The sequence below is a fragment of the Streptomyces atratus genome (assembly GCF_014648655.1).
Lineage (GTDB): Bacteria > Actinomycetota > Actinomycetes > Streptomycetales > Streptomycetaceae > Streptomyces > Streptomyces atratus.
In genome coordinates, this window is record NZ_BMRN01000008.1 from 98,712 (window position 1) to 121,013 (window position 22,302).

The window sequence follows — 22,302 nt, forward strand, 5'->3', positions numbered from 1 at the left end:
TGCTCCCACCCTGCTCCCACCTGAGAGGACTCCGAGATTCCGATGTCACTTCCCCTGGAAGGCATGTCCGCGATCGTCACCGGCGCAGGCCGCGGCCTCGGACGCGCCGAAGCACTGGAACTGGCGCGGCTCGGCGCGTCCGTCGTCGTCAACGACTACGGGCAGCCGGGCCGAGACGGCTCCGGCGAGGCGTCCGCGGCCCCCGCCGAGGAGGTCGCCGAGGAGATCCGGGCAGCGGGCGGCCGGGCGGTCGCGCACCTCGGCGACGTCTCCGACCACGAGCAGGCCCGCGCCCTGGTGGAGCTGGCCGTCGGCACCTACGGAAAGCTCGACATCCTGGTCAACAACGCGGGCATCCTGCGCGACCGGATGGTCTTCTCTATGACCGAGGACGAGTGGGACTCCGTCATCAGGGTCCACCTCAAGGGCCACTTCAACACCACACACTTTGCCGCATCCCACTGGCGCGCCCGCTCCAAGGAGTCCGGCGGCCCGGTCTACGGCCGGATCGTCAACACCTCGTCGGAGGCGTTCCTGGCCGGTTCGGCGGGGCAGCCGAACTACGCGGCGGCCAAGGGCGGCATCGTCGGCCTCACCACCTCCACGGCCCTGGCCCTGGCCAAGTACGGTGTCACCGCCAACGCCATCTGTCCGCGGGCCCGCACCCGGATGACCGAGGACGTCTTCGCGGGCTTCCAGGAACCGACGGACGGCCGGCTCGACGCGCTCGCCCCCGAGCATGTCTCTCCGCTGGTCGGCTATCTGGCCTCCCCGGCGGCCGCCAAGGTCAACGGGCAACTGCTCGTCGTGCACGGCGGGATGGTCGCGATCATCGAACGCCCCAGGGTGGCGGCGAAGTTCGACTCGTCGAAGGAGACGTTCTCCTTCGACGAGCTGGATGAGCTGATCTCCCCCTACTACGAAGGCCGACCGACGGGCGAGACCTTCGCCGCCGCGGAGGTGCTCGGTCTCAAACGGGGCTGACCGCAACGGAAACGGGTGGGCCCCGGCAGCCGATCGGCTGCCGGGGCCCACCCGTTTCTCGTCGATGTTCCGCGCGGTCAGGCCGCCCTGCTGTCCCCCTCGGAGGGGCGGCGGTGGCGACCGTGCGGCTGTGCGGACGCGTCGTCCATCGACACACCCCCTCGGTGCTTTCCGGAGACGTCGGCTTCGGCCCGTTCCGCGTCCGCCCCCGGCGGACGCGTCTGGGTCGTGTCGGTTCGGGCTTCAGACATGTGGGAAGTCACCCCGTTGTGATCGCTTACGTGTGTGTCACCAGGGCCGATCACGCCACCGCAACACGGCGGCTGCGCAGCCCAGGCCCAGGATCTTAACCAGGCACCATGCGCCCCATGAGAGGCGCCTGCCCCAGTGGAATCGGCTTGCACATCGGAAGAGGCGCAGCGGCAGCGGACGGTTGCATACCGCTTTCCGCGCCCGCCTTCGCCGCCGGTCCCGTGCCGCGTTCCCCGTCCACCGGTGCCTCCAGCAGTGCCACCCCGCACGCCACGTTCTCGTTGGCGTACGGAAGTCTGAGTACGCCGTCCCGGGTCCACACCCCGCGACCGGCCTGCCACCCCTCGGGCGCGGTGAGTTGATGCAGCCGGCGCCCCGCCGGGCGCCACACCCCGAGCCAGCTGCCGGCCGCCCCGTCGATCCGCAGGGCCACAGCGCAGCTCTCCGGCATCAGCATCTGCCCCGGCTGTACGGCGAACGGCGTCACCGCCACGTCTGCCGGGCGCAGGCACTCCGGGAAACGCACCGGCAGACAGCTGCCCAGCACCCCCCACCCGAGCCGGTCGTGCCCCGGCGCGTCCGAGCGGATCAGCAGCAGCCCGCTGTCCGCGTCGGCGAGCAGCAGCCGGTCGTTGCTCTCCGGTGCGATCTGCAGCAGCGGTGTCACCTCGCCGCCCCGCTCCAGGTCCACGGCGACCGCCTTGACCGGCCCGCCGCCCGGCATCTCCCGGTCCAGGGCCAGCATCCGCCCCGCCCGGTCCAGCCAGACCCCGCCGGAGCAGCGCCCGGGCACCTCCGCGACCAGCTCGGGCCCGATGGCACCGCCCGTCACCAGCCAGACGGCGGTGGAGCGCGCACCGACCGACAGGGCGTACGCGCTCGCACCGTCCGGTGACGGCGGCAGCAGGGTCAGATCCGCGCATCCGACGGCGCCGAGCGGCAGTTCACCGGTGCCGGGGCCGGTCGGATAGAGCAGCGAGAACGCATTCCGGTCCGCGACCCGGCGACGGATCAGCACCCGTCCGTCGGCCAGTGGCAGCACCTGGGAGTCCGGCTCCTCCGGCTGATCGAGGGGGAGCGGCACGGCGTACGGCTCGTGCCCGTCGAGCGTCCAGCGTTCCACGAACCACGCCTGCGCGGTCTCGTCGGACGCCTCCGCGGCGACGTTGCGAAGGGTGAGCCGGGCCGCGTACGAACCGTCCGCGGCGATCGTGAGCGCGGGCGGGGCGAGGGCTGCCCCGGCGGGCACACCCGATTCACCCCGCGCACCGGCCTGCTCGGGCACGCCGTCGTCCGCTCCGTCCTCGCCGAACCCGGCCCGCTCCCCGGCTGCGTCCGGCTCGTCGTCCTCCAGGACCGCATCCCCGGCGGCCTCGGCCGCCCCCGCGGTCTCGTTCTCGATGGCACAGGCAGTCATGGGCTGGTCACCTCCGGCAACCGAAGCTAGTTTTCGCACTTCCTGCCGAACAACGCGAGACCCGCCACTTCACACATAAGGGTGGCGCTGCCCGGGTTTGCCTGAAGGCGAGGGGGTGCCTGTGCTCGGCGCGAGACGGGTGAGTAAGGTAAGGCATCCCTAAGCGATACCTGTGTGACCTCGAACTGGAGCAAGTGATGTCCCTTCGTCGCCGCGGTACTGCCGCAGTCGGCCTGGCAGTGGTTGCCGCCCTTTCTCTCTCGGCCTGCGGAAGCGACGACCAGGGCGCGGGCGGCTCGGCCAAGTCCGAGGGCGGCGGTGACAAGAAGGCGGCCGTCGCGACGGGCGGCAAGGACTTCGCCGACGCAGCGAAGAAGACGGCGGAGTACGGCACCGACGCCGAGGCCGGCCAGTTCCCCCGGACCCTCACCCACGCCATGGGCAAGACCGAGATCAAGTCCGCCCCCAAGCGCGTCGTCGTGCTGGACGTCGGCGAGCTCGACAACGTCGTCTCGCTGGGCGTGAAGCCGGTCGGCTACACCCCCTCCGAGGGGAGTGCGGCCATGCCCTCGTACCTCAAGAAGGACGCGGGCAACCCCAAGAGCGTCGGCACCATCAACAACCTCAACCTTGAGGCGATCGCCGGCCTGAAGCCCGACCTGATCCTCGGCAGCCAGCTGCGCGCCGCCGACAAGTACGACGCGCTCTCCAAGATCGCGCCGACCGTGTTCTCCATCCGTCCGGGCTTCACCTGGAAGGAGAACTACCTCCTCAACGCCGCGGCGCTGGACAAGACGGCCAAGGCCGAGAGCCAGCTCGACGCCTATGAGGCGAAGGCGAAGAAGCTCGGCGAGGACATCGGCCCGGACAAGCCGACCATCTCCATGGTCCGCTACCTGCCGGACCGGATCCGCCTCTACGCCAAGGCGTCCTTCATCGGCACCATCCTCGAAGACGTCGGTCTGCCGCGGCCCGAGAACCAGCAGATCAACGACCTCGCCGCGGAGATCAGCCCGGAGAAGATCGACGAGGCCGACGCCGACTGGATCTTCACCGGCGTCTACGGCGACGTGAAGGCCACCGAGCGCGACACCGCCCAGTCCAACCCGCTGTGGAAGAACCTCAAGGCGGTCAAGGAGGGCCGGGCCAAGGACGTCTCCGACGAGACCTGGTACCTCGGTCTGGGTGTCACGGCCGCGAACCTGGTCCTCGACGACCTCCGCGCCGACCTCGTGAAGTAACGATTCCCTGGGTCCTGTCGTCGGACTGCCGCCTGCCGTGCGGCGTCCGGGCGACGACGGCAGTCCGACGACGGGACCCAGCAGGCCGTGGCCCGTCCCTACGGGTCGCCGAAGCCATGGGTGACGGGGCACGGAGGGCAGGTAGCCTTTCCTTGTGCCCCGTCTGTCTGAAGTCCTCGCCGAGCTCGACGCTCTCTGGCCGCCCGAGCGGGCCGAAGGCTGGGACGCGGTCGGCACCGTCTGCGGAGACCCGGCGTCGCAGGTCGACCGTGTGCTCTTCGCCGTCGACCCCGTCCAGGAGATCGTCGACGAGGCACTCCGGCTCGGCGCCCAGCTGATCGTCACCCACCACCCGCTCTATCTGCGGGGCACGACGACGGTCGCGGCCGACACCTTCAAGGGCCGGGTCGTGCACACCCTCATCAAGCACGATGTCGCGCTGCACGTCGCCCACACCAACGCCGACACCGCCGATCCGGGCGTCTCCGACGCCCTCGCCGGTGCGCTCGACCTGCGAGTCGAGGGGCCCCTGGTGCCGGACCCGGCCGACCCCAAGGGCCGTCGCGGCCTCGGCCGGATCTGTGTGCTCGACCACCCCGAGAGCCTGGCCGACTTCGCCGCCCGCGCCGCGGCCCGGCTGCCCGCCACCGCGCAGGGCATCCGGCTCGCGGGCGACCCGGCGGCGACGGTGCGTTCCGTCGCGGTCAGCGGCGGCTCCGGTGACAGCCTCTTCGACGCGGTACGCGCTGCCGGTGTCGATGCCTTCCTCACCGCCGACCTGCGCCACCACCCGGCCTCCGAAGCCATCCAGCACTCCCCGCTCGGCCTGGTCGACGCCGCACACTGGGCCACCGAATGGCCCTGGTGCGAACAGGCCGCAGCGCAGCTCGACGCGATTTCCGACCGCCACGGATGGGACCTGCGGGTCCATGTCTCGAAGCAGGTCACCGACCCGTGGACCACCACCACCCATCACTCTTCTGGAGCCCCCAACTGAACGCCGCGCCCGCCGACCAGATCCGACTCCTCGACGTCCAGGCCCTCGACGTACGCCTGTCGCAGCTTGCGCACCGGCGCAAGTCGCTGCCCGAGCACACCGAGATCGAGTCGCTCACCAGCGACCTCGCGCAACTGCGTGACCTGCTGGTCGCCTCGCAGACCGAGGAGAGCGACACCGCCCGCGAGCAGACCAAGGCGGAGCAGGACGTCGACCAGGTGCGCCAGCGCGCCGCCCGCGACCAGCAGCGCCTCGACTCGGGTGCGGTCGCCTCGCCCAAGGACCTGGAAAGCCTCCAGCGCGAGATCACCTCGCTGGCCAAGCGCCAGGGCGACCTGGAGGACGTCGTCCTCGAAGTGATGGAGCGCCGCGAGTCCGCCCAGGAGCGTGTCATCGAGCTGTCCGACCGGGTCTCCGCCGTCCAGGCCAAGGTCGACGACGCGACCGCCCGCCGTGACGCCGCGACCAAGGAGCTCGACGAGGAGGCCGCGACCGTCACCAAGGAGCGCGAGCTCGTCGCCGGGTCCGTCCCCGCGGACCTGCTGAAGCTGTACGACAAGCTCCGCGTCCAGCAGGGCGGGGTCGGCGCCGCCCGCCTCTACCAGCGCCGCTGCGAGGGCTGCCGTCTCGAACTGAACATCACCGAGGTCAACGACGTGAAGGCGGCCTCCCCGGACACCGTCCTGCGCTGCGAGAACTGCCGCCGCATCCTGGTCCGTACGTCGGAGTCGGGCCTGTAATGACCCAGCCGCGCCAGTTCGTCATCGAGGCCGACGGCGGTTCCCGGGGCAACCCCGGGCCCGCCGGTTACGGTGCGGTCGTCGTCGACCCGGTGACGGGGGAGACCCTCGCCGAGGCCGCCGAGTACATCGGCGTCGCGACGAACAATGTCGCCGAGTACAAGGGCCTCATCGCGGGTCTGAAGGCGGCGAAGGCGCTGGTGCCGGACGCCTCGGCGGGCGGTGCGCTCCAGGTGCGGGTCCGGATGGACTCCAAGCTGGTCGTGGAACAGATGTCGGGCCGTTGGAAGATCAAGCACCCCGACATGAAGCCGCTCGCAGCGGAGGCCGCCAGGATTCTGCCAGCCTCCGCCGTGACGTACGAGTGGATCCCGCGCGAGAAGAACAAGCACGCGGACCGGCTCGCCAACGAGGCGATGGACGCGGGCAAGCGTGGCAAGCAGTGGGAACCGTCGGCGTCGACGGCCGCACTCGACACCCCCCGGCCCTCGACGACCGCAGGCCTGCCGCCGGTCTCGGGCCCGCCCGGTGACGCGGCAGCGGGCGCGGCCAGGGCCCGCGCGGCCCTGTCCTCCCGGCCGGGAGCGGCTACGGGCACGGCGCCGGCAGCCGCCCCCACGCCTACGGCATCCTCCACCGCCCCCCAGGTGGGCTGGGCCGCGGCGCCCGATCTCGGGGCGCCCGCCACCTTCGTACTGCTCCGGCACGGCGAGACGGCACTCACCCCCGAGAAGCGGTTCTCGGGCAGCGGCGGCAGCGATCCCGAACTCTCGGCGACCGGCCGCCACCAGGCCGAACGCATCGCCCAGTCGCTGGCCGCCCGCGGCACGATCGAGGAGATCGTCAGCTCCCCGCTGCGCCGCTGCCGCGAGACGGCGGCCGCGGTGGCGGCCCGGCTCGGCTTGGAGGTCCGGATCGAGGACGGCCTGCGCGAGACGGACTTCGGCGCCTGGGAGGGCCTGACGTTCGCCGAGGTGCGTGAGCGCTACGGCCCCGACCTGGACGCCTGGCTCGCCTCCGCGAAGGCAGCCCCCACCGGGGGCGGCGAGAGCTTTGCCGAGGTAGCCCGCCGCGTCGCGGCCACCCGCGACCGCCTCACCGCCCGCTATGCGGGCCGCACGGTCCTCCTGGTCACCCATGTGACGCCGATCAAGACCCTGGTCAGGCTGGCGCTGGGCGCCCCGCCGGAAGCCATGTTCCGGATGGAACTCTCGGCGGCCTCGGTCTCCGCGGTGGCGTACTACTCGGACGGGAACGTGTCGCTCAGGCTGCTGAACGACACATCGCACCTGCGGTAGGGAACGGGGCTCCCGCGTGAGCGTGCGGTGCTCTGGGGCAGCGGAGCCCCGGCGGCGCGAAGCTGCCGCTTCCTCGGGTGGCGGGGGCAGCCCGCACCCCGGTCAGCACCCACCGGGGTCCGGGGCGGAGCCCCGGTTCCGGGAAGGGGCGCGCAGGGGGAAATCAGCCGCGCAGCGCCGCCGCCTCGCTCGCCAGCCGCTCCACCCGCGCCCAGTCCTTATCCGCCACCGCGTCCGCCGGGACCATCCAACTGCCGCCCACGCAGCCGACGTTGGGCAGCGCCAGATAGGACGGTGCAGAGGCGAGCGAGATGCCGCCCGTGGGGCAGAACCGGGCCTGCGGCAGCGGCGAGGAGAGTGCCTTCAGATACGCTGTGCCGCCCGCCGCCTCGGCCGGGAAGAACTTCATCTCGGTGACCCCGCGCTCCAGCAGCGCGACCACCTCGGACGTCGTCGAGACGCCCGGCAGGAACGGCACCCCCGACGCCTTCATCGCGTCCAGCAGCGTGTCCGTCCAGCCGGGGCTGACCAGGAACCGGGCCCCCGCGGCGACGGTGTCGGAGACGTTCCGTACGGAGATCACCGTGCCGGCCCCGACCACCGCGTCCGGCACCTCGGCCGCGATGGCCTTGATCGCATCCAGTGCCGCGGCGGTACGCAGCGTCACCTCGATGGCCGGGAGCCCGCCCGCGACCAGGGCCCGGGCGAGCGGCACCGCGTCGGCGGCGTCCTCCAGGACGACGACGGGGACGACGGGGGCAAGATCCAGCACAGAGGAGGTCATGCGCTCATCTTGCCGCGCACACCGCACACCACGCAACGAGCGTTGCGCATGATGCAACGCGATGGCTTTCCCGGTTCAGTGAATCTCGGTCACCACGACATCGAGCGACCACGCCCGACCGGCCCGCGCGGGGGCCTCGGCCTCCACCGCGTACCCGAGCTCCTGCAATGTCCCCACCAGCTCCGCGGGCCCCTTCGGCCGTGCGCCCGCCAGCAGCAGATCGCGGACCATCCGCCCCTTCGTCGCCTTGTTGAAGTGGCTGACCACAGAGCGCTTCTCGACCCCGTTCACCAGCTGGGAGTGCAGCACCCGCACGCTCGCCGTGCGCCCGGCCACCTCGCCCTTCGGCTTCCAGGCCGCGGTGTAGGCGGAGGACCGCAGGTCCAGGACGAGCCCGTCCCCGGCCGCCTCCGGCATGACCTCCGCCATCGGGTCACGCCAGTACGCCCCGAGCGCGCCCAGCCCCGGCAGCTTCACACCCATCGAGCAGCGGTACGAAGGAATCCGGTCGCCCACCCGCACGGCGCCCCACAGTCCGGAGAAGACCAGCAGCGACTTTCCGGCTCGCCGCCTGGCCGCCGTGTCCAGGGAGGCCAGATCCAGGGCGTCGTACAGCACCCCCGTGTAGATCTCCCCGGCCGGACGCGTTCCCGCCGTCCGCAGCTCGACGTTCTTCGCGATCTCGCCCCGCAGCCCCTCGCTCAGCCCGAGCACCTCGCGGGCCTTCTCCTCGTCCGCCGCACACAGCTCGACCAGCTCGTCGAGGACCGCGGCCCGCGCCGCAGCCAGGCCCGGCAGCGACAGCGACTCCGGCTTCAGGGGTGCTCCGCGCCCCGACGCGGCCTTTCCTTCGGAGGGCGGCAACAGCACGAGCACGGCGGTTCTCCTTCGTACGTACGCACAGGTATACGGGCTCAGAAGGCCCGGGGCCCCGTCGTCGAACTGCCGTCCGCCGTGCGACGACGGCAGACGGCAGTTCGACGACAGGACCTGGCACCAGCGTACGGGGACCGCGGTACCGCACTGGGGCCTGTCCGGCGGATCAGGGCAGGCACTCGCCGCCGGGATGCCGCCCGGCCCGCCCCGCCATACGCTCGGTCCATGCCCCGCCGCCATCTCCATATGACCGGGCCGGCCGAGACCCCGCTGAGGGCGGCCCTGTGCAAACTGCGCACCGAGCTCGAACTGCCCGACAGCTTCCCGCCCGCCGTCCTCGCCGAGGCGGCGCAGACGGCGCGGGCCCCGGCGGTGTCGGCCCACAAGGACGCGACGGACCTGCCGCTCTTCACCATCGACCCGCCCACATCCACCGACCTCGACCAGGCCATGCACCTCGAACGCCGTCGCCACGGCTTCCGCGTGCACTACGCCATCGCCGATGTCGCCGCCTTCGTACGCCCCGGCGGCGCACTCGACACCGAGGCCCACCGTCGGGTGACGACTCTCTACTTCCCCGACGGCAAGGTGCCGCTCCACCCCACCCTGCTCTCCGAGGGCGCCGCCAGCCTCCTCCCCGGACAGACCCGTCCCGCCCTCCTCTGGCAGATCGACCTGGACTCCGAGGGCGGCGCCGTCACCACCTCGGTGCGCAGGGCCCTCGTCCGCAGCCGGGCCAAGCTCGACTACGCGGGCGTCCAGCGGCAGATCGACACCGGCACCGCCGAGGAGCCCCTGGCGCTGCTCCGGGACATCGGACGGCTCCGCGAGGAGCAGGAGGTCGCCCGGGGCGGCATCTCCCTCAACGTGCCCGAGCAGGAGATCGTCGAGCGCGACGGCACATACGGCCTGGAATACCGTGCCACGCTGCCCGCCGACGGCTGGAACGCACAGATCTCCCTCCTGACCGGCATGGCCGCCGCCCACCTCATGGCGCAGACCGGTACCGGCATCCTGCGGACCCTGCCGGTCGCACCCGACGGCGCCGTGGCCCGGCTCCGGCGCTCGGCCGAGGCGCTGCACATCGACTGGCCGCACCATGTCCCGTACGCCCAGGTCGTCCGCTCCCTCGACCCGAGGAGGACAAACCACGCCGCGTTCCTCCAGGAGTGCACCACCCTGTTGCGCGGTGCCGGCTACACCGTCTTCGAACACGGCGGACTCCCCACCCCCGCCGTGCACGCCGCCGTCGCCGACCTGTACACGCACTGCACCGCCCCACTGCGCCGCCTCGTCGACCGGTACGCGGCCGAGCTGTGCCTCGCCGCCGTCGCGGAACAGGACCCGCCCGAGTGGGTCCTTGCCGCGCTGCCCCGCCTGCCGAAGGAGATGGCGGACGGGACCGGCCGGGCCAACACGGTGGAGCGCGAGTGCGTCGACGTGGTCGAGGCCGCGCTGCTCAAGGACCGTGTCGGCGAGGTCTTCGACGCGTACGTGGTCGACGTGAAGGAGCAGGAGCCCACCACGGGCACCGTCCACATCGACGACCCGGCCGTCGTCGCCCGGGTCGAGGGCGCAACGGCGAAGCTCCCGCTGGGGGAGCGGCTGCGGGTCAGGCTCGCCCAGGCGGATCCTGGCTCGGCGAAGGTCCTCTTCGCCCCCGCGTGAGCGCGGCCACGGCGGCACCCGGATCATCCGCATGGAACCGCACCGTCCGCGCCCACCCCCGCTTCCCGAGCGGCCGTACGAACGCGACCGGAGAGACCAGCTCCACGGTCACCGTCGTCTGCCCGCCCACGACGAGGTCGAGCACCCCGTCCGCCTCCGTCCGCACCGGCCCGCCCTCGGGGTATCTCCGCTCGACCCGTGCACCGGCCACCGCGCCGACGGGAACCCGCAGGTCGAACAACCCCCCGTACCGAAGCCGCAGCGCCCCGTCGGCGTCCACGACATGCGGCCGGGTCACACACGCGGCGTGGAGGGCGAGAACCAGGAGCACCCCGTACACATCGAGCACGAGCAGAACCCTGTGCACGACCGGCCACGGGATCAGCAGCGCCAGCATCACCGTCTCGACCAGAGCGACGAGGACCAGGCCGTACATCGTGGCGGTCTGCGGCCCGGAGTACGGGACGGCAAGGGCACCCTCCGGCACGCCATGACGCCGTCGCAGCACCCACAGCCCGAGACTGTGCAGGGCGCGCACCTCGTGGGCGACGAGACGGCGCACCTTCTCCGGCACGACGGTACGCAGCGCCGCACCCATCGCCTCCCGCCGCCCGGCACCCGCGCGCCGGCCCACGAGCCAGAGCCGCCACAGGACCACGCCCTCGAACCCGAGCGCGGCGACCACCAGGGCCTCGGCACCGAGCAGAACCGCACCCGGCACCCGGACCCCCGCCAGCAGACAGCCGACCAGAACCAACTCGACAGCCGGCACAGCCCCCACGGCATACCGCGCAATCCGCACACTCATCCCGTTCCCCTCCCCGCCACGCGTGCCGCCAGGGCCGCCATCACCCGGCGCACCACCTCGGCCTGCGCAGGCGCGTAGTCGTCGAGCAGGGCCTGACCGAACCCCGTCATGACCGGCCCGCCGGAGGGGATCGCCGCCAGTACCTCGTCCGGCACGGCGGCGGCCATATCGGCGGCGAGCGGGACGATCCGCGGATCGTCCAGCGGCGCCGCGGCCAGTGCGTCCAGCCGCTCGTACAGCGCGTGCACGGCCGGGTCCTCGGCCAGTGGCCGCAACGCGGCGTAGACCTCACTGCCGACACCCGTCGTGTCCAGCAGCACCAGGTGCTCACGGTCCTTGGCGGCCATCGGGGAGTCGGTGGCCGGAGCCGTGCCCAGCAGTTCGGCCAGCGCGGGCGATACGACCTCCTCGGCGCTCACCGGGCCGTCCAGCAACCGGGCCAGGCGACGCCGCCGCTCCCGGATCTCGTTCTCCTGCCGGGCCAGATCCGCGTCCAACTCGACGAGCACTTCGACGAGTTCGCGCCCGGCATCATCGGCGAGGACGTCCCGCACCTCGTCCAGACCGAGCCCGAGCTCGGTGAGCCGCCGGATCCGGGCCAGCACCACGGCGTCGCGCACGCTGTAGGCGCGGTAGCCGTTGGCCCGGCGCCCGGGCTCGGGAAGCAGTCCGATGTGGTGGTAGTGCCGGATCGCCCGCGAGGTGACCCCGACGAGCGCGGCGATCTCTCCGATACGCATGGGTCCAGTAGAAACGTTGACGCAACGGCAGGGTCAAGTACTCACCGCACCCGTCCGCATCTGACAACTCCGCACCCTCCTGTGCCACGATCGAAGGAAGTACTCCCATCTCACGGACGGCTGATCCACTGATGTCCCAATCTGGCGAGCGACCGAGGAAGGGGCGTGACATGACTGCCATGCCGCACGAACCGCTCACGCAGGCGGACGTCCTGCTGGAGGGCTTCCTGGCGCTGGATACGCCGGAGGGCTTCCGGGCCGAGCTGATCGAGGGGGAGATCGTCGTGACGCCGCCGCCGGACGGGGACCACGAGGACTACATCAGCCTGATTCTGGAGCAAGTGATCACCCGCTCTCGCATCAAGATGCAGTTTTCCGGGAACAAGGGACTGAAGCTGAAGAGCGGCGGCCGCTGCCCCAGGAACCACGTCATTCCCGACGGCACCTTCGCCCCCACCGAACTGCGTCTGTACCGGGGAGCGGATCCCTGGATGCCATGTGAGGGGGTTGCCCTCGTCGTCGAGGTCACCTCGTCCAAGCCCCGGGCCGACCGCACGGACAAGCGTCACTGCTACGCCCGCGGGCCCGTCCCCCTCTACCTCCTGGTCGACCGTGAGCAGTCTTCGGTGACGCTGTTCAGCGACCCGGAGGGGGACGACTACCGTCAGCACTGCACGATTCCGTTCGGCAAGCCGCTTTCCCTTCCCGCTCCGTTCGCCTTCGACCTGGAGACCGAGGCGTTCATCTGAGCGCCCCCGTCCGGCGGCTCCCGCCAGGCGGGTAGCATGGTCGGCACGGCAGACGAGCCGGGCGGACGGCCGCGTGGGGATCCTCGGATCCCCCCGAGGAACGTCCGGGCTCCACAGGGCAGGGTGATGGCTAACGGCCACCCGGGGTGACCCGCGGGACAGTGCCACAGAAAACAGACCGCCGGGGACTTCGGTCCTCGGTAAGGGTGAAACGGTGGTGTAAGAGACCACCAGCGCCTGAGGTGACTCAGGCGGCTAGGTAAACCCCACCCGGAGCAAGGTCAAGAGGGGCCGTCGCAAGGCGGCCCTGCGCGAATGTCCGAGGGCTGCCCGCCCGAGTTCGCGGGTAGACCGCACGAGGCCGGCAGCAATGCCGGTCCTAGATGGATGGCCGTCTCCCCGGCCGCCGTGAGGCGACCGGGCGACAGAACCCGGCGTACAGCCCGACTCGTCTGCCGCCCAGAGTTTCCGCAGGTCAAGGCGGGATTTCTCTGCGCCGGCATTCTCGCCCGGCCGGATCCGGGGCGTTTGTGACCCGGAAATGGTGCCCGACCGGGCGCACCCACCGCCAGGAAGCGGCTTGCCCACCACCCGCCAGGGAATGCAGAACGGTCCGCCGACTCCGTCGGCAGACCGTCACGCCAGATCGAGGTCAGCCATCCTTCCCGGTCACGCCCCAAAGAGCGTGACCGGACAGCCATTCCCCGCAACCGAATGTCGATTCGTCACAGGATCTGGATGGCGACGACCCTCGGTGGGTGGTTCGGGAAGGTCATGTCGTGCCAGCGCTCGATCTTCACCGAGTCACCGTTGGCGTCGTAGTAGATCAGGTCGTTGTTGCCCGTGGAGATCCGGTCGATCCACCACCCGCCGAAGCCGGTCTTGCCGGCATTCGCGTAGCAGTCGACGCTCTCACGGCCATCGAGGTGTGACCAGATCTTCAAGAAGTTCTCCCCGCCGACACATTGGACGTGGTCGATGGCGAAGGCGTTGCCGCTCGGCATGCTGACGGTGAGCGCGGCAGCCGCGGCGAACGCCACGGCCATGGAACGCGTGACCCTCTTGCTTTTCGAGATCACAGATTCTCCTTCATGCGAAGGCCGGCGTATGGTCCGGCCCGGTTGGCGACGTTGCGTCATGACGGAACGGTGCTTCGTCGAGCCGGCAACCGATGCGACCGCCATGAGAGCCCATTGGGCAGCTCGAACGATGTCGTCTCCACGCTACAAACGGAATGAGGTCATACCGGCTGCAGCCAGGAAAAACACATCAAAAAGGTGATAACTCGGGGTAAGGTCATGGCGTTCGGTCGGGCACGCAACAGCCTGAACCTCCGCAGGCTCCGGCCCACCCGCCGCGCCGGGGGCCGCGCGTGCGTACCGGACTTCGCCTGCCGCCGAGCGCTTGTACTCCTCACCGCCGAATGCGGGAGCGTGCCGGAACACTCTGCTGCGACAAGGGATTTCGGAGCTTCCCCATACATCGGCCGCGTTGCCGTCATCGCCGAAGCAGTTGTCGACGCCGTCCACGGTCGGCCTGCCGAAACAGGTCGGGTCCTTCGCGTCGGTCTCCGGGGCGAGCACCACCGCGAGGTCGTGCAGAGCGGCTGCCGGACGTGGGCATTCGCCGCGTACACGGCGGGCTGGGCCCGGTCTTTGAGGTCGTACGGCATCCAGGCGTCGGAGAGCGTCACCGGATCAGTGGTCACGAAGTCGGCGAATGCGGAGCCCCCGAGCTGGAACAAGCCTTCCTGCAGGGCCTCTCCCGTTTCGTCGATGAGCATGCCGGTGCACTCGACGGATGCGGGTGGATGGGATTGTCGCCGATGTGGGCGGCGTTGTCGGCGGTGTGGGCGCCGACGCCGACCAGGACCGGTTCCGGGTGAGCCGATGCGCGGGGTGTCGGTGTCTGTCGTGTCCGGGGAGCGTTCGGGGCGGGCGTCTTCTGCCTTCTGGAGGACGTTGCCGTTCTCGTCGAGGAGGTTGTACTCGCTGTCGAAGCAACGTGCCGGTGGGCAGCTTCGTGGTGCCCTCGGGCAGGACGGGGGCGCAGTCGGGGAACTTGCAACCCCGGGATCACGGTTGCAATCGCAGGGAACTCCTGTGACACACGCGTGACAGCCGGACGGGGTGTGATGTTCCGGGCCACATCATGGGAGACGATCTCGTTCGGTCCGTCCTCGGGAAAGGTTCTCCATGTCCGATCGCGCCTACGGAAACCGCGGTTCTCTGCTCGCGGTGAGCGACCTTCACGTCGGGATGGCGGACAACCGCCCCATCGTCGAGTCCTTGCGGCCGGATTCGGACGAGGACTGGGTCATCGTCGCCGGTGATGTCGCGGAGAAGGTCGAGGACGTGGAGTGGGCGTTGCGGCTGCTCGCCGGCCGGTACGCCCGGGTGATCTGGACCCCCGGGAACCATGAGCTGTGGACGACCAAGCACGACCCGGTCCAACTGCGGGGCCGGGAACGGTACGAGCACCTGGTCGAGCTGTGCCGGAGCCTCGGGGTGTCCACTCCGGAGGACTCGTATCCGCTGTGGCCCGGCCCCGAAGGGCCGGTGGCCGTCGCGCCTGTGTTCCTGCTGTACGACTACAGCTTCCGGGCGCCGGGCACGACGACCAAGGAGGAGTCCCTGGCGTACGCGCACGAGAGGGGGGTGGTGTGCACCGACGAGTTCCTGCTGCACCCCGACCCGTACCCGAGCCGTGACGCCTGGTGCCGGGCGCGAGTGGTGGAGACCGAGCGGCGTCTCGCCGCGCACGATCCGGAGATTCCGCTGGTCATCGCCAGTCACTGGCCCTTGGTGCGCGAACCGATGGCCGTTCTGACGTATCCCGAGTTCGCCCAGTGGTGCGGCACGGAACTCAGCGCCGACTGGCACCGGCGCTTCAATGTGGCTGCCATGGTCTACGGCCATCTGCACATCCCCCGTACGACCTGGTACGACGGGGTGCGCTTCGAGGAGGTCTCCATCGGTTACCCAAGGGAATGGCGCAAGAGGGGCCACCCCAAGGGGCTCCTGCGGCGGATCCTCCCGTACGACGACGGCGTCACCGGGCCGGCGCCGGTCAGCGATGGCCCAGCACGTTGATCACCCGGCCGTCGGGGGCGCGGACGAAGAAGCGGCGTACGCCCCAGTCCTCGTCGTGCAACGGGTACACGATCTCCGCGCCGCCCTCCTGCATGGCGGTGTAGGCCGCGTCGACGTCCTCCACCTCCATGCTCATGTCCGGTGTCACCGGGGCGGTTGCGTCGGTCTCCACGATGCTGATCTGGGCCGAGGGGTGGGAAGGAGAGGCGAGCGTCATGATCCAGCCGTGGTTCATGACCTCCTGGAGGCCCAGCAAGCCGTAGAACTCCGCGTTCCGCTTCATCGCGGCGGCCACGGCGGCGTTGGCGGTGGCGTCCGACTCGGCCCCGGGGCCGGTGCCGGTCCGAATGTTGGGGACGATCCTGCGGACGGACATCGGCAACTCCTGTCTCGGGACTGACGCTGCGCCACCCGGCCCCGTCGCGGATCAGATGACCGGTGGCCGTCCCAGTTTCGTCATTCGCCACACCGTGCGCCACCGCATGGGCTGCCGCCGCCCGCACGGCGTACGGACCCCCTCGGCGAAGCCGCCGGCCCAGGCGCGCAGCCCCGTCGCCGACCGGGTGCGGGCCACGGTCAGGAGGGTCCAGGTGCCCAGGTAGGCCGGGACCAGGGGGAGGGGCAGATTGCGGCGGGCCAGCCAGACCCGGTTGCGGGCCGTCATCCGGTAGTAGACGGAGTGCCTGGCCGGGGAGGTCTTGGGGTGCTGGAGCAGCAGATCGGGCTCGTACAGGATCTTCCAGCCCGCGTCGAGCGCCCGCCAGGACAGGTCCGTCTCCTCGTGCGTGAAGAAGAACTCCGCGGGCCAGGGCCCCGTCTGGGCGAGCATCTTCATGGAGAGGGCGTGGCCGCCGCCCAGGAACGCGGTGACCGGGCCGCGCCGCATCGGGTCGCCGGCGCGCAGGCGCGGGACGTGGCGGCGCTGGGTCTCGCCGTGCTCGTCGGCGATCCGGAAGCCGACGATGCCGAGCCGCGGGTCGGCGGCGTACAGCTCCTGGACCTTGCGGAACACCCCGCCGTCGACCAGGAGCCCGTCGTCGTCGAGCTCGATGACGACATCCACATCGCCGAACTCCGCCAGCTTGCGCAGGGCGACGTTACGGCCACCGGGGCAGCCCAGGTTCTCGTCGAGTTCGATCACCGTCACACCGCCTGACAGGTCGGACAGACCGGGAAACGCGGTGAAGTCCGGGAGCGGTGAGCCGTTGCCCACGACGACGAGCCGGGCCGGCCGGACGTCCTGTCCGGCCACCGAGGCCAGCAGGGCCTCGACCTGCTGCGGGCGATCGCCCATGGTGACGATGGATACGGCGATGCGCGGTTGGGACACGGTCGGCACTCCTGGTCTCGCTGGGTGCCCGCGATCGTAGCCGCAACTCCTCGTCGCCCGAGGTTCAGCCGATCGTCGCTGCCGTGTCATGTCCCGTGATTCTTCGTCGGTCGGGCCTGGCCCGTCAGTCGGGTGCGCCGGCCTGGCTGGGGACCGATCCGAGGGTGCCGAACAGGCGCTCGCCCCGGTCCTCGGCCATGTCGAGCGTGGCCAGCACGGCAGGGGTCGAGATGCTCGGCAGTACGTAATGCAGAAGGACCGAGATCCGCCGCCCCAAGTCCTCGCGCTTGCACAGGGCTTGAGACATCACCTGAATGCCGGAGAAGGAACCCGCCAGCATTTCGGCGGTCTCGCGGGCATTGACGTGCGGCAGGAGTTCACCCTGGTTCTTCGCGGCGGTCAGCAGATGTTCGAGCCGGTCTATCCAGGCACGGAACGGGGTGCCCCGGTCGAGGCCTTCCACCGCCTGATCCATGGCCAGCCCGACGCTCGCGCGTACCAGTGGCTCATGCCGGAGCCGATGGGCGAGCAGCATGCCCTGATCGACCAATTCCTGAAGCTTCGTCAGTTGGGCGGGAAGTGGATCGCTGTCCAGCTGTACGTCCATCACCCCGAGTGCGAGGTCTTCCTTCGAGGTGAAATGGAAGTAGAGCGCACCCTTTGTCACTCCGGCCCGCGCAAGAATTTCACTGATGGTGGCGCTGCTGTAACCGCGTTCGTCGAAGACGGCGGCGGCCGCCACCAGGATTGACCGTCGAGTCTGGATCGCGCGCGCCTGCTGTGCCATCAGCTACGAGTCTCTCTCAGTCGTGGCGTGGTCAGCACCACTGGGATATGGCTGGATAGGAAAACCGGACTGTCAGTATCTTACTGCGAGGGCGGCCCGCCCTCCCGGTATGGATCCTCTGGGAGGAAAATTCATGGTTCAGCTCACCTCGCACAGCGCATCGGTGTCCGTCGAGGGCGCAGGCGCCGCCGATTTCACCGAATCCCCTGGAGAGGGCGAGACGGCATCCAGGGGCAGACATGGCGAGGCGGACTTCCCGAGACACCTGGTTCACCGGTCCGATGCCGAGGATGTCTTTCCCACCGGATGGACCCCGCAGACCGACACCCAGTTCTCGGTATCGGCCCGTTGGCCGCATGCGCACCGCTTCTTCGCCCCCGTGTCGGGCCGGTATCAGGACCCGCTGCTGATCGCGGAGACCATGCGGCAGACGACGATGCTCCTGGGGCATGCGGCGTTCGACGTCCCGGTCGGGGACCAGTTCGTGATGTGGGAGCTCGCGTACGTCTGCGAGCCCGATCGGCTGCTCCTGGGCCGGGCGCCCTGGGACATCACGGTGGATGTGTCCTGCTCCCGGATCCGGCGGCGCGGCCGGAGCATCGGCTCCATGCATGTCGAGCTGCTCCTGCACCGCCTCGGCACCGTCCTCGCCAGAGGCGGAGGGCGTATCAGCTGCACCTCGGCCAAGGTGTACGAGAGGCTGCGGGGCGACCGGCGGGACGTGATCGGCGCCCCGATACCCCTCCTGCCCGCCGTCGCGCCGGCCGAGGTGGGCAGGACCGATGTACGCGATGTCGTCCTGGCACCGGGTCTGCAGCGGAACGTCTGGCAGCTGCGGCTCGACACCGCACATCCGACATTGTTCGCCCGGCCCAACGACCATGTGCCGGGCATTCTGCTGCTGGAGGCGGCCCGTCAGGCGGCCGTCGCCGTGACCCCCGGCCATGACTTCCTCCCGGCATCGGTGAAGACCGACTTCCTCCGGTACGTGGAACTCGACCGTCCCTGCTGGATCGAGGCCCGTCCCGTCCCGGCCGGCGACCGCAGTATGACCGGGGTGCACGTCTCGGCGATCCAGGACGGCGAGCCGGTCTTCACCTGCACCCTCGGCTCCCCGAGCGGCCCGCACGGCACAGCGGGGAATCAGCGGAGCCGGCCGGACGACCGGCAGAATGACCAGTCATGACACTGCGCATACTCATCACCGGCGCTACCGGTTTCATCGGCAGCCATGTGGTGGCCGCGGCCAGGGCCACCCCCGGTGTCCGGCTGCGGCTGATGACCCACCGGACAGCTCTCACCGCAACGGCAGGCGCCGGGCCCGGCATCGAGACGGTGCACGGGGACCTCGCCGACCCCGCAACGCTGCGCGGCAGCTGCGAGGGCGTCGACGCGGTGATCCACTGCGCCTCACGGATCGGCGGCGACGAACCGACCGCCCGGTCCGTAAATGATCAAGGAACCCGTGCCCTGGCCGAAGAGGCGGCCCGCTGCGGAGTCACCCGGATCGTCCACCTGAGCACGGCATCCGTCTACGGCCGGGGCCCGTTCACCCGGCTGCGGCCCGGACAGACCGAGCCGGACCCGGCCTCGGTCACCAGCCTGACCCGTGCCGCCGCCGAACAGCACGTCCTGGCGGCCGGCGGCGTCGTCGTGCGCCCGCACATCGTGTACGGGGTCGGGGACCGATGGGCCGTGCCCGGCCTGGTCGCGCTCGTCCGGCAGCTCTCGGCCGTACTGACCGGGTGCGAGGCACGGCACTCGCTGATCGACGTACAGACGCTGGGGCGGGCGCTGCTGGGTGCGGCGCTGTCCCCGAAGGAGCCGGCCGGGGTCTACCACGTCAACCACCCCGAACCGGTGAGTTGTTCGCAGCTGCTGTCCACGGTCGTCGACGAGCTGCGGCTGCCCTGGGGAGCCACGGGCATCGATGTGGACACGGCCCGCGAGCGGCTCGCCGACGTCCCGTTCGCGCTGCACCACCTCGGCATGCTCGCCGTGGACCACTGGTTCACCGACGAGCGGGTCGGCCAGGACTTCGACTGGGAGCCGGGCGAAGGGTTCGCGACCGCGTTCGCCCGGCACGCGCCGTGGTACCGCCGGCATCTCGGCGGCTGACGGCGCCGCGGCGCCCCCTTGTCAGGCCTCGATCCGGGTACCGGTACCGCTCACCCGCACCCGTGCGTCGCCCGCCCGCAGTTCGACCGTGAGCGTGCCGGGGCGGCCCATGTCCTCGCCCTGGTGGAGGGTGAGGACCGCGGTGTCCGGGACGAGGCCCAGGGCGCGCACATAGGCGCCGAAGGCGGCCGCCGCCGCGCCCGTGGCGGGGTCCTCCACCACGCCGCCGACCGGGAACGGGTCGCGGACGTGGAAGACGTCCGGCGCCGCCCGCCACACCAGCTGCAGGGTCGTCAGGTCCAGCCGGTGCATCAGGGCTTCGAGGCGTGCGAAGTCGTAACCGAGGTCGGCAAGCCGCTCACGGGTCGCGGCGGCCAGCACCAGGTGGCGGGCGCCCGCGAAGGCGATCCGGGGCGGCAGGGCAGGGTCGAGATCGGAGGCCGGCCAGTCCAGTGCGGCGAGCGCCTCCGCCAGGTCGTCCGGCGCGATGTCCATGACGTCCGGTTCGACGCTGGTGAGCGTGGCACGCAGCTCGCCGCCCTCCTGGGTGACGGTGACCGGGACCGTACCCGCGGGCGTGCTGAACACCAGATCGCCGGGACCGTCGCGCTCGGCGAGTGCGAGGGCCGTCGCGACGGTGGCGTGGCCGCAGAAGGGGACTTCGGCCTTCGGGCTGAAGTAGCGGATCGTGTATTCCCGGGCGGCCGACGGCCCTTCGTCGCCCGGCTCGTCCCGCTCGGTCAGAAAAGCTGATTCGCTGTAACCCAGCTCCGCCGCGACGGCGAGCATCGCCGCGTCGTCGAGACCGGACGCATCAAGGACGACACCTGCCGGATTGCCGCCCTCCGGGTCGGCGGAGAAGGCGGTGTAGCGCAGGATCTCGGTACCTGAATTCTGGCTCATGCCACAGGCCAACCCTGCCGCGGCCCGGGGCATTCCTGCTCCGGCCGGCCGGATGGTGCTCCGAGCCGCGGGTGCCCGGCTCAGTGGCAGTTCTTGGTGCCCTTGCTGGACTTCGTCCAGGAGCAGGAGTCCTGGAGCTTGCCGTTCGGCTTGATCAGCCGGGCCTTGTCACCGGTGTTGTTCCAGACGTACGAACCGCGGTTCCAGTAGACGTGGCCCGAGGAGTTCCTGCCCTTGCCGGTGTGGACCTTGACGGTCTTGCCCGCGCCGATGGTGTAGCTGCCGAAGGTGTACGTGTAACCGGTGTTGTCCTTCAGCTTGTATCCCTTGAGCTGAAGCTTCGACCTGCCGTTGTTGTGGATGTCCACCCACTCGGCGTTGAGGGACGCGTTGGTACGGGTGTCCTTGCCGGGGCTGTCGTACTGGATCTTGCCGAGGTGCAGCCCGCCCTGATGCGAGGCGGCCTGGGCGGGGGCCGTGACGAGCAGTGAGCCGGCCAGGGCGGCGGCCAGTGCGAGCGGCGCGGCGGCACGTATGTGCATGCTGTGATCCCTACGTGGAGTTATGGTGAAGAGCTGTGATCATAGGGGCAGCGCGCGCCGACCTGAAGGGGAGGCGCATATTCCGGCCAGGGTGTGGTCGTTTGGGTGGCAATCGCCCACGCGGGGCGGCCGGTTCGGTCGGTCCCGTCAGCCGCGGCCCACGTACGGCATCGCCGTTGCCAGTACCGTCGCGAACTGCATGTTCGCCTCCAGGGGCAGCTCCGCCATATGGAGCACCGTCCGGGCCACGTCCGCCGCCGCCATCACCGGCTCCACCGCCAGTTCACCATTGGCCTGAAGGGTGCCGGTCCGCATCCGCTCCGTCATGTCCGTGGCGGCGTTGCCGACGTCGATCTGCCCGCAGGCGATCCGGTACGGACGGCCGTCCAGGGACAGCGACTTGGTCAGGCCCGTCATGGCGTGCTTGGTCGCGGTGTAGGCGACCGAATGCGGACGTGGTGCGTGGGCGGAGACAGAGCCGTTGTTGATGATCCGGCCGCCCTGCGGGTCCTGCGCCTTCATCAGCCGGTACGCCGCCTGAGCGCAGAGGAACGCACCCGTCACATTCACGTCCACCACCGAGCGCCAGTCCTCCACGGACAGGTCCTCGACCGGGACGGAACGCGGGCCGAACGCACCCGCGTTGTTGAAGAGCAGATCGAGTCGGCCGAAGCACTCCCGCGCCGAGGAGAAGAGCCCGTCCACGTCCTCGGGGCGTGACACATCGGTGGGGACGGTGATCACCCGGGCGTTCTTCCCGGCCAGTGCGGCGGTCTCGGCGAGGGGTTCCGGGCGCCGGCCCGCGAGCGCCACCGACCAGCCGGCGCCGGTCAGGGCGAGAGCCACCGCGCGGCCGATTCCGGATCCCGCGCCCGTCACGACCGCCGTCTTCGAGGCGGAGTTCAACAGTTTGTTGCTCATGACGCCGCAGCGTACGCCTTACCGTCCTGCGGGGCGTGTGGGGCCACATGGGGCC

General features: G+C 70.6%; 24 protein-coding genes and 1 other RNA gene. 11 read left to right on the plus strand and 14 right to left on the minus strand.

Annotation, left to right across the window (positions count from 1 at the left end):
• The first annotated feature begins 42 nt into the window (after window positions 1–42).
• Window positions 43–984 (plus strand): 3-oxoacyl-ACP reductase, encoded by a 942-nt coding sequence (locus IEZ15_RS16010; RefSeq protein ID WP_114244264.1) that lies wholly within the window; start codon window positions 43–45, stop codon window positions 982–984.
• Window positions 985–1,061: 77 nt separating this feature from the next.
• Here the strand turns inward: IEZ15_RS16010 and IEZ15_RS16015 are convergent, their stop codons facing one another.
• Both IEZ15_RS16015 and IEZ15_RS16020 read right to left on the minus strand, forming a co-directional pair.
• A complete protein-coding gene (locus IEZ15_RS16015) occupies window positions 1,062–1,235 on the minus strand; it encodes a hypothetical protein (RefSeq protein WP_189277458.1) in 174 nt (57 codons plus the stop codon).
• A gap of 95 nt (window positions 1,236–1,330) precedes the next feature.
• Complete coding sequence (locus IEZ15_RS16020) at window positions 1,331–2,653, minus strand: hypothetical protein (RefSeq protein ID WP_189277460.1); 1,323 nt, start codon at window positions 2,651–2,653, stop codon at window positions 1,331–1,333.
• A gap of 197 nt (window positions 2,654–2,850) precedes the next feature.
• Between IEZ15_RS16020 and IEZ15_RS16025 the strand changes: the two genes are divergently transcribed.
• The 4 genes from IEZ15_RS16025 to IEZ15_RS16040 all read left to right on the plus strand — a co-directional run bounded on the left by IEZ15_RS16025 (window position 2,851) and on the right by IEZ15_RS16040 (window position 6,929).
• Window positions 2,851–3,894, plus strand: a complete 1,044-nt coding sequence (locus IEZ15_RS16025) for an ABC transporter substrate-binding protein (protein WP_189277462.1) — start codon at window positions 2,851–2,853, stop codon at window positions 3,892–3,894.
• Window positions 3,895–4,048: 154 nt separating this feature from the next.
• A complete protein-coding gene (locus tag IEZ15_RS16030) occupies window positions 4,049–4,891 on the plus strand; it encodes a Nif3-like dinuclear metal center hexameric protein (RefSeq protein ID WP_114244261.1) in 843 nt (280 codons plus the stop codon).
• Window positions 4,888–5,631 carry a zinc ribbon domain-containing protein gene (locus tag IEZ15_RS16035; protein WP_189277761.1) on the plus strand — a complete coding sequence of 248 codons (744 nt, stop codon included), beginning with the start codon at window positions 4,888–4,890 and terminating at the stop codon, window positions 5,629–5,631. Before IEZ15_RS16030 ends, IEZ15_RS16035 begins: the two co-directional genes overlap by 4 nt.
• Complete coding sequence (locus IEZ15_RS16040; protein ID WP_189277464.1) at window positions 5,631–6,929, plus strand: bifunctional RNase H/acid phosphatase; 1,299 nt, start codon at window positions 5,631–5,633, stop codon at window positions 6,927–6,929. The genes IEZ15_RS16035 and IEZ15_RS16040 overlap by 1 nt, the downstream gene beginning before the upstream one ends.
• Before the next feature lie 163 nt (window positions 6,930–7,092).
• Here the strand turns inward: IEZ15_RS16040 and eda are convergent, their stop codons facing one another.
• The gene (gene eda, locus IEZ15_RS16045; RefSeq protein ID WP_189277466.1) at window positions 7,093–7,713 is read right to left on the minus strand and encodes a bifunctional 4-hydroxy-2-oxoglutarate aldolase/2-dehydro-3-deoxy-phosphogluconate aldolase; all 621 of its coding nucleotides are present in this window, start codon (window positions 7,711–7,713) and stop codon (window positions 7,093–7,095) included.
• Between the two features lie 75 nt (window positions 7,714–7,788).
• A complete protein-coding gene (gene yaaA, locus IEZ15_RS16050; RefSeq protein ID WP_189277468.1) occupies window positions 7,789–8,589 on the minus strand; it encodes a peroxide stress protein YaaA in 801 nt (266 codons plus the stop codon).
• Between the two features lie 225 nt (window positions 8,590–8,814).
• On the opposite strand from yaaA, the gene IEZ15_RS16055 reads away from it, so the two are divergent.
• Window positions 8,815–10,257, plus strand: a complete 1,443-nt coding sequence (locus tag IEZ15_RS16055) for an RNB domain-containing ribonuclease (protein WP_229845913.1) — start codon at window positions 8,815–8,817, stop codon at window positions 10,255–10,257.
• On the opposite strand, the gene IEZ15_RS16060 is transcribed toward IEZ15_RS16055, so the two are convergent.
• Both IEZ15_RS16060 and IEZ15_RS16065 read right to left on the minus strand, forming a co-directional pair.
• Window positions 10,202–11,065 (minus strand): hypothetical protein, encoded by an 864-nt coding sequence (locus tag IEZ15_RS16060; RefSeq protein ID WP_189277470.1) that lies wholly within the window; start codon window positions 11,063–11,065, stop codon window positions 10,202–10,204. The genes IEZ15_RS16055 and IEZ15_RS16060 overlap by 56 nt on opposite strands.
• A complete protein-coding gene (locus IEZ15_RS16065) occupies window positions 11,062–11,805 on the minus strand; it encodes a MerR family transcriptional regulator (protein WP_189277471.1) in 744 nt (247 codons plus the stop codon). Before IEZ15_RS16065 ends, IEZ15_RS16060 begins: the two co-directional genes overlap by 4 nt.
• Before the next feature lie 179 nt (window positions 11,806–11,984).
• Between IEZ15_RS16065 and IEZ15_RS16070 the strand changes: the two genes are divergently transcribed.
• Together IEZ15_RS16070 and rnpB are read left to right on the plus strand one after the other, a co-directional pair.
• Window positions 11,985–12,554 carry a Uma2 family endonuclease gene (locus IEZ15_RS16070; RefSeq protein WP_189277765.1) on the plus strand — a complete coding sequence of 190 codons (570 nt, stop codon included), beginning with the start codon at window positions 11,985–11,987 and terminating at the stop codon, window positions 12,552–12,554.
• Window positions 12,555–12,607: 53 nt separating this feature from the next.
• Window positions 12,608–13,009: RNase P RNA component class A (rnpB, locus tag IEZ15_RS16075), an RNA gene on the plus strand.
• Between the two features lie 270 nt (window positions 13,010–13,279).
• Here rnpB and IEZ15_RS16080 read toward each other — a convergent pair.
• Together IEZ15_RS16080 and IEZ15_RS16085 are read right to left on the minus strand one after the other, a co-directional pair.
• Window positions 13,280–13,633, minus strand: a complete 354-nt coding sequence (locus IEZ15_RS16080; protein ID WP_229845914.1) for a beta/gamma crystallin domain-containing protein — start codon at window positions 13,631–13,633, stop codon at window positions 13,280–13,282.
• A gap of 144 nt (window positions 13,634–13,777) precedes the next feature.
• A complete protein-coding gene (locus IEZ15_RS16085) occupies window positions 13,778–14,140 on the minus strand; it encodes a hypothetical protein (RefSeq protein ID WP_189277475.1) in 363 nt (120 codons plus the stop codon).
• 609 nt (window positions 14,141–14,749) lie between these two features.
• Between IEZ15_RS16085 and IEZ15_RS16090 the strand changes: the two genes are divergently transcribed.
• Complete coding sequence (locus IEZ15_RS16090; protein WP_189277477.1) at window positions 14,750–15,646, plus strand: metallophosphoesterase family protein; 897 nt, start codon at window positions 14,750–14,752, stop codon at window positions 15,644–15,646.
• Here the strand turns inward: IEZ15_RS16090 and IEZ15_RS16095 are convergent.
• From IEZ15_RS16095 to IEZ15_RS16105, 3 genes are all read right to left on the minus strand, one after another.
• Entirely contained in the window at window positions 15,624–15,929 is a 306-nt protein-coding gene (locus IEZ15_RS16095; RefSeq protein WP_373302576.1) for a VOC family protein, read from the minus strand. The two genes, IEZ15_RS16090 and IEZ15_RS16095, sit on opposite strands and share 23 nt — an antisense overlap.
• A gap of 144 nt (window positions 15,930–16,073) precedes the next feature.
• Window positions 16,074–16,976: a glycosyltransferase family 2 protein gene (locus tag IEZ15_RS16100; protein ID WP_189277481.1), complete on the minus strand. Its 903-nt coding sequence runs from the start codon at window positions 16,974–16,976 to the stop codon at window positions 16,074–16,076.
• 124 nt (window positions 16,977–17,100) lie between these two features.
• Window positions 17,101–17,763, minus strand: a complete 663-nt coding sequence (locus tag IEZ15_RS16105) for a ScbR family autoregulator-binding transcription factor (RefSeq protein ID WP_114244250.1) — start codon at window positions 17,761–17,763, stop codon at window positions 17,101–17,103.
• 133 nt (window positions 17,764–17,896) lie between these two features.
• On the opposite strand from IEZ15_RS16105, the gene IEZ15_RS16110 reads away from it, so the two are divergent.
• Together IEZ15_RS16110 and IEZ15_RS16115 are read left to right on the plus strand one after the other, a co-directional pair.
• Window positions 17,897–18,949, plus strand: coding sequence for a ScbA/BarX family gamma-butyrolactone biosynthesis protein (locus IEZ15_RS16110; RefSeq protein ID WP_189277482.1), 1,053 nt, complete (start codon window positions 17,897–17,899; stop codon window positions 18,947–18,949).
• On the plus strand, window positions 18,946–19,881 hold the full coding sequence (locus tag IEZ15_RS16115) for an NAD-dependent epimerase/dehydratase family protein (RefSeq protein WP_189277483.1): 936 nt from the start codon (window positions 18,946–18,948) through the stop codon (window positions 19,879–19,881). The genes IEZ15_RS16110 and IEZ15_RS16115 overlap by 4 nt, the downstream gene beginning before the upstream one ends.
• A gap of 21 nt (window positions 19,882–19,902) precedes the next feature.
• Here IEZ15_RS16115 and IEZ15_RS16120 read toward each other — a convergent pair whose 3' ends face one another.
• The 3 genes from IEZ15_RS16120 to IEZ15_RS16130 form a co-directional block, all read right to left on the minus strand.
• Window positions 19,903–20,784: a PhzF family phenazine biosynthesis protein gene (locus IEZ15_RS16120; protein WP_189277484.1), complete on the minus strand. Its 882-nt coding sequence runs from the start codon at window positions 20,782–20,784 to the stop codon at window positions 19,903–19,905.
• Between the two features lie 80 nt (window positions 20,785–20,864).
• A complete protein-coding gene (locus tag IEZ15_RS16125) occupies window positions 20,865–21,326 on the minus strand; it encodes a lamin tail domain-containing protein (protein ID WP_114244246.1) in 462 nt (153 codons plus the stop codon).
• 147 nt (window positions 21,327–21,473) lie between these two features.
• A complete protein-coding gene (locus tag IEZ15_RS16130) occupies window positions 21,474–22,247 on the minus strand; it encodes an SDR family oxidoreductase (protein ID WP_189277485.1) in 774 nt (257 codons plus the stop codon).
• Window positions 22,248–22,302: the final 55 nt, after the last annotated feature.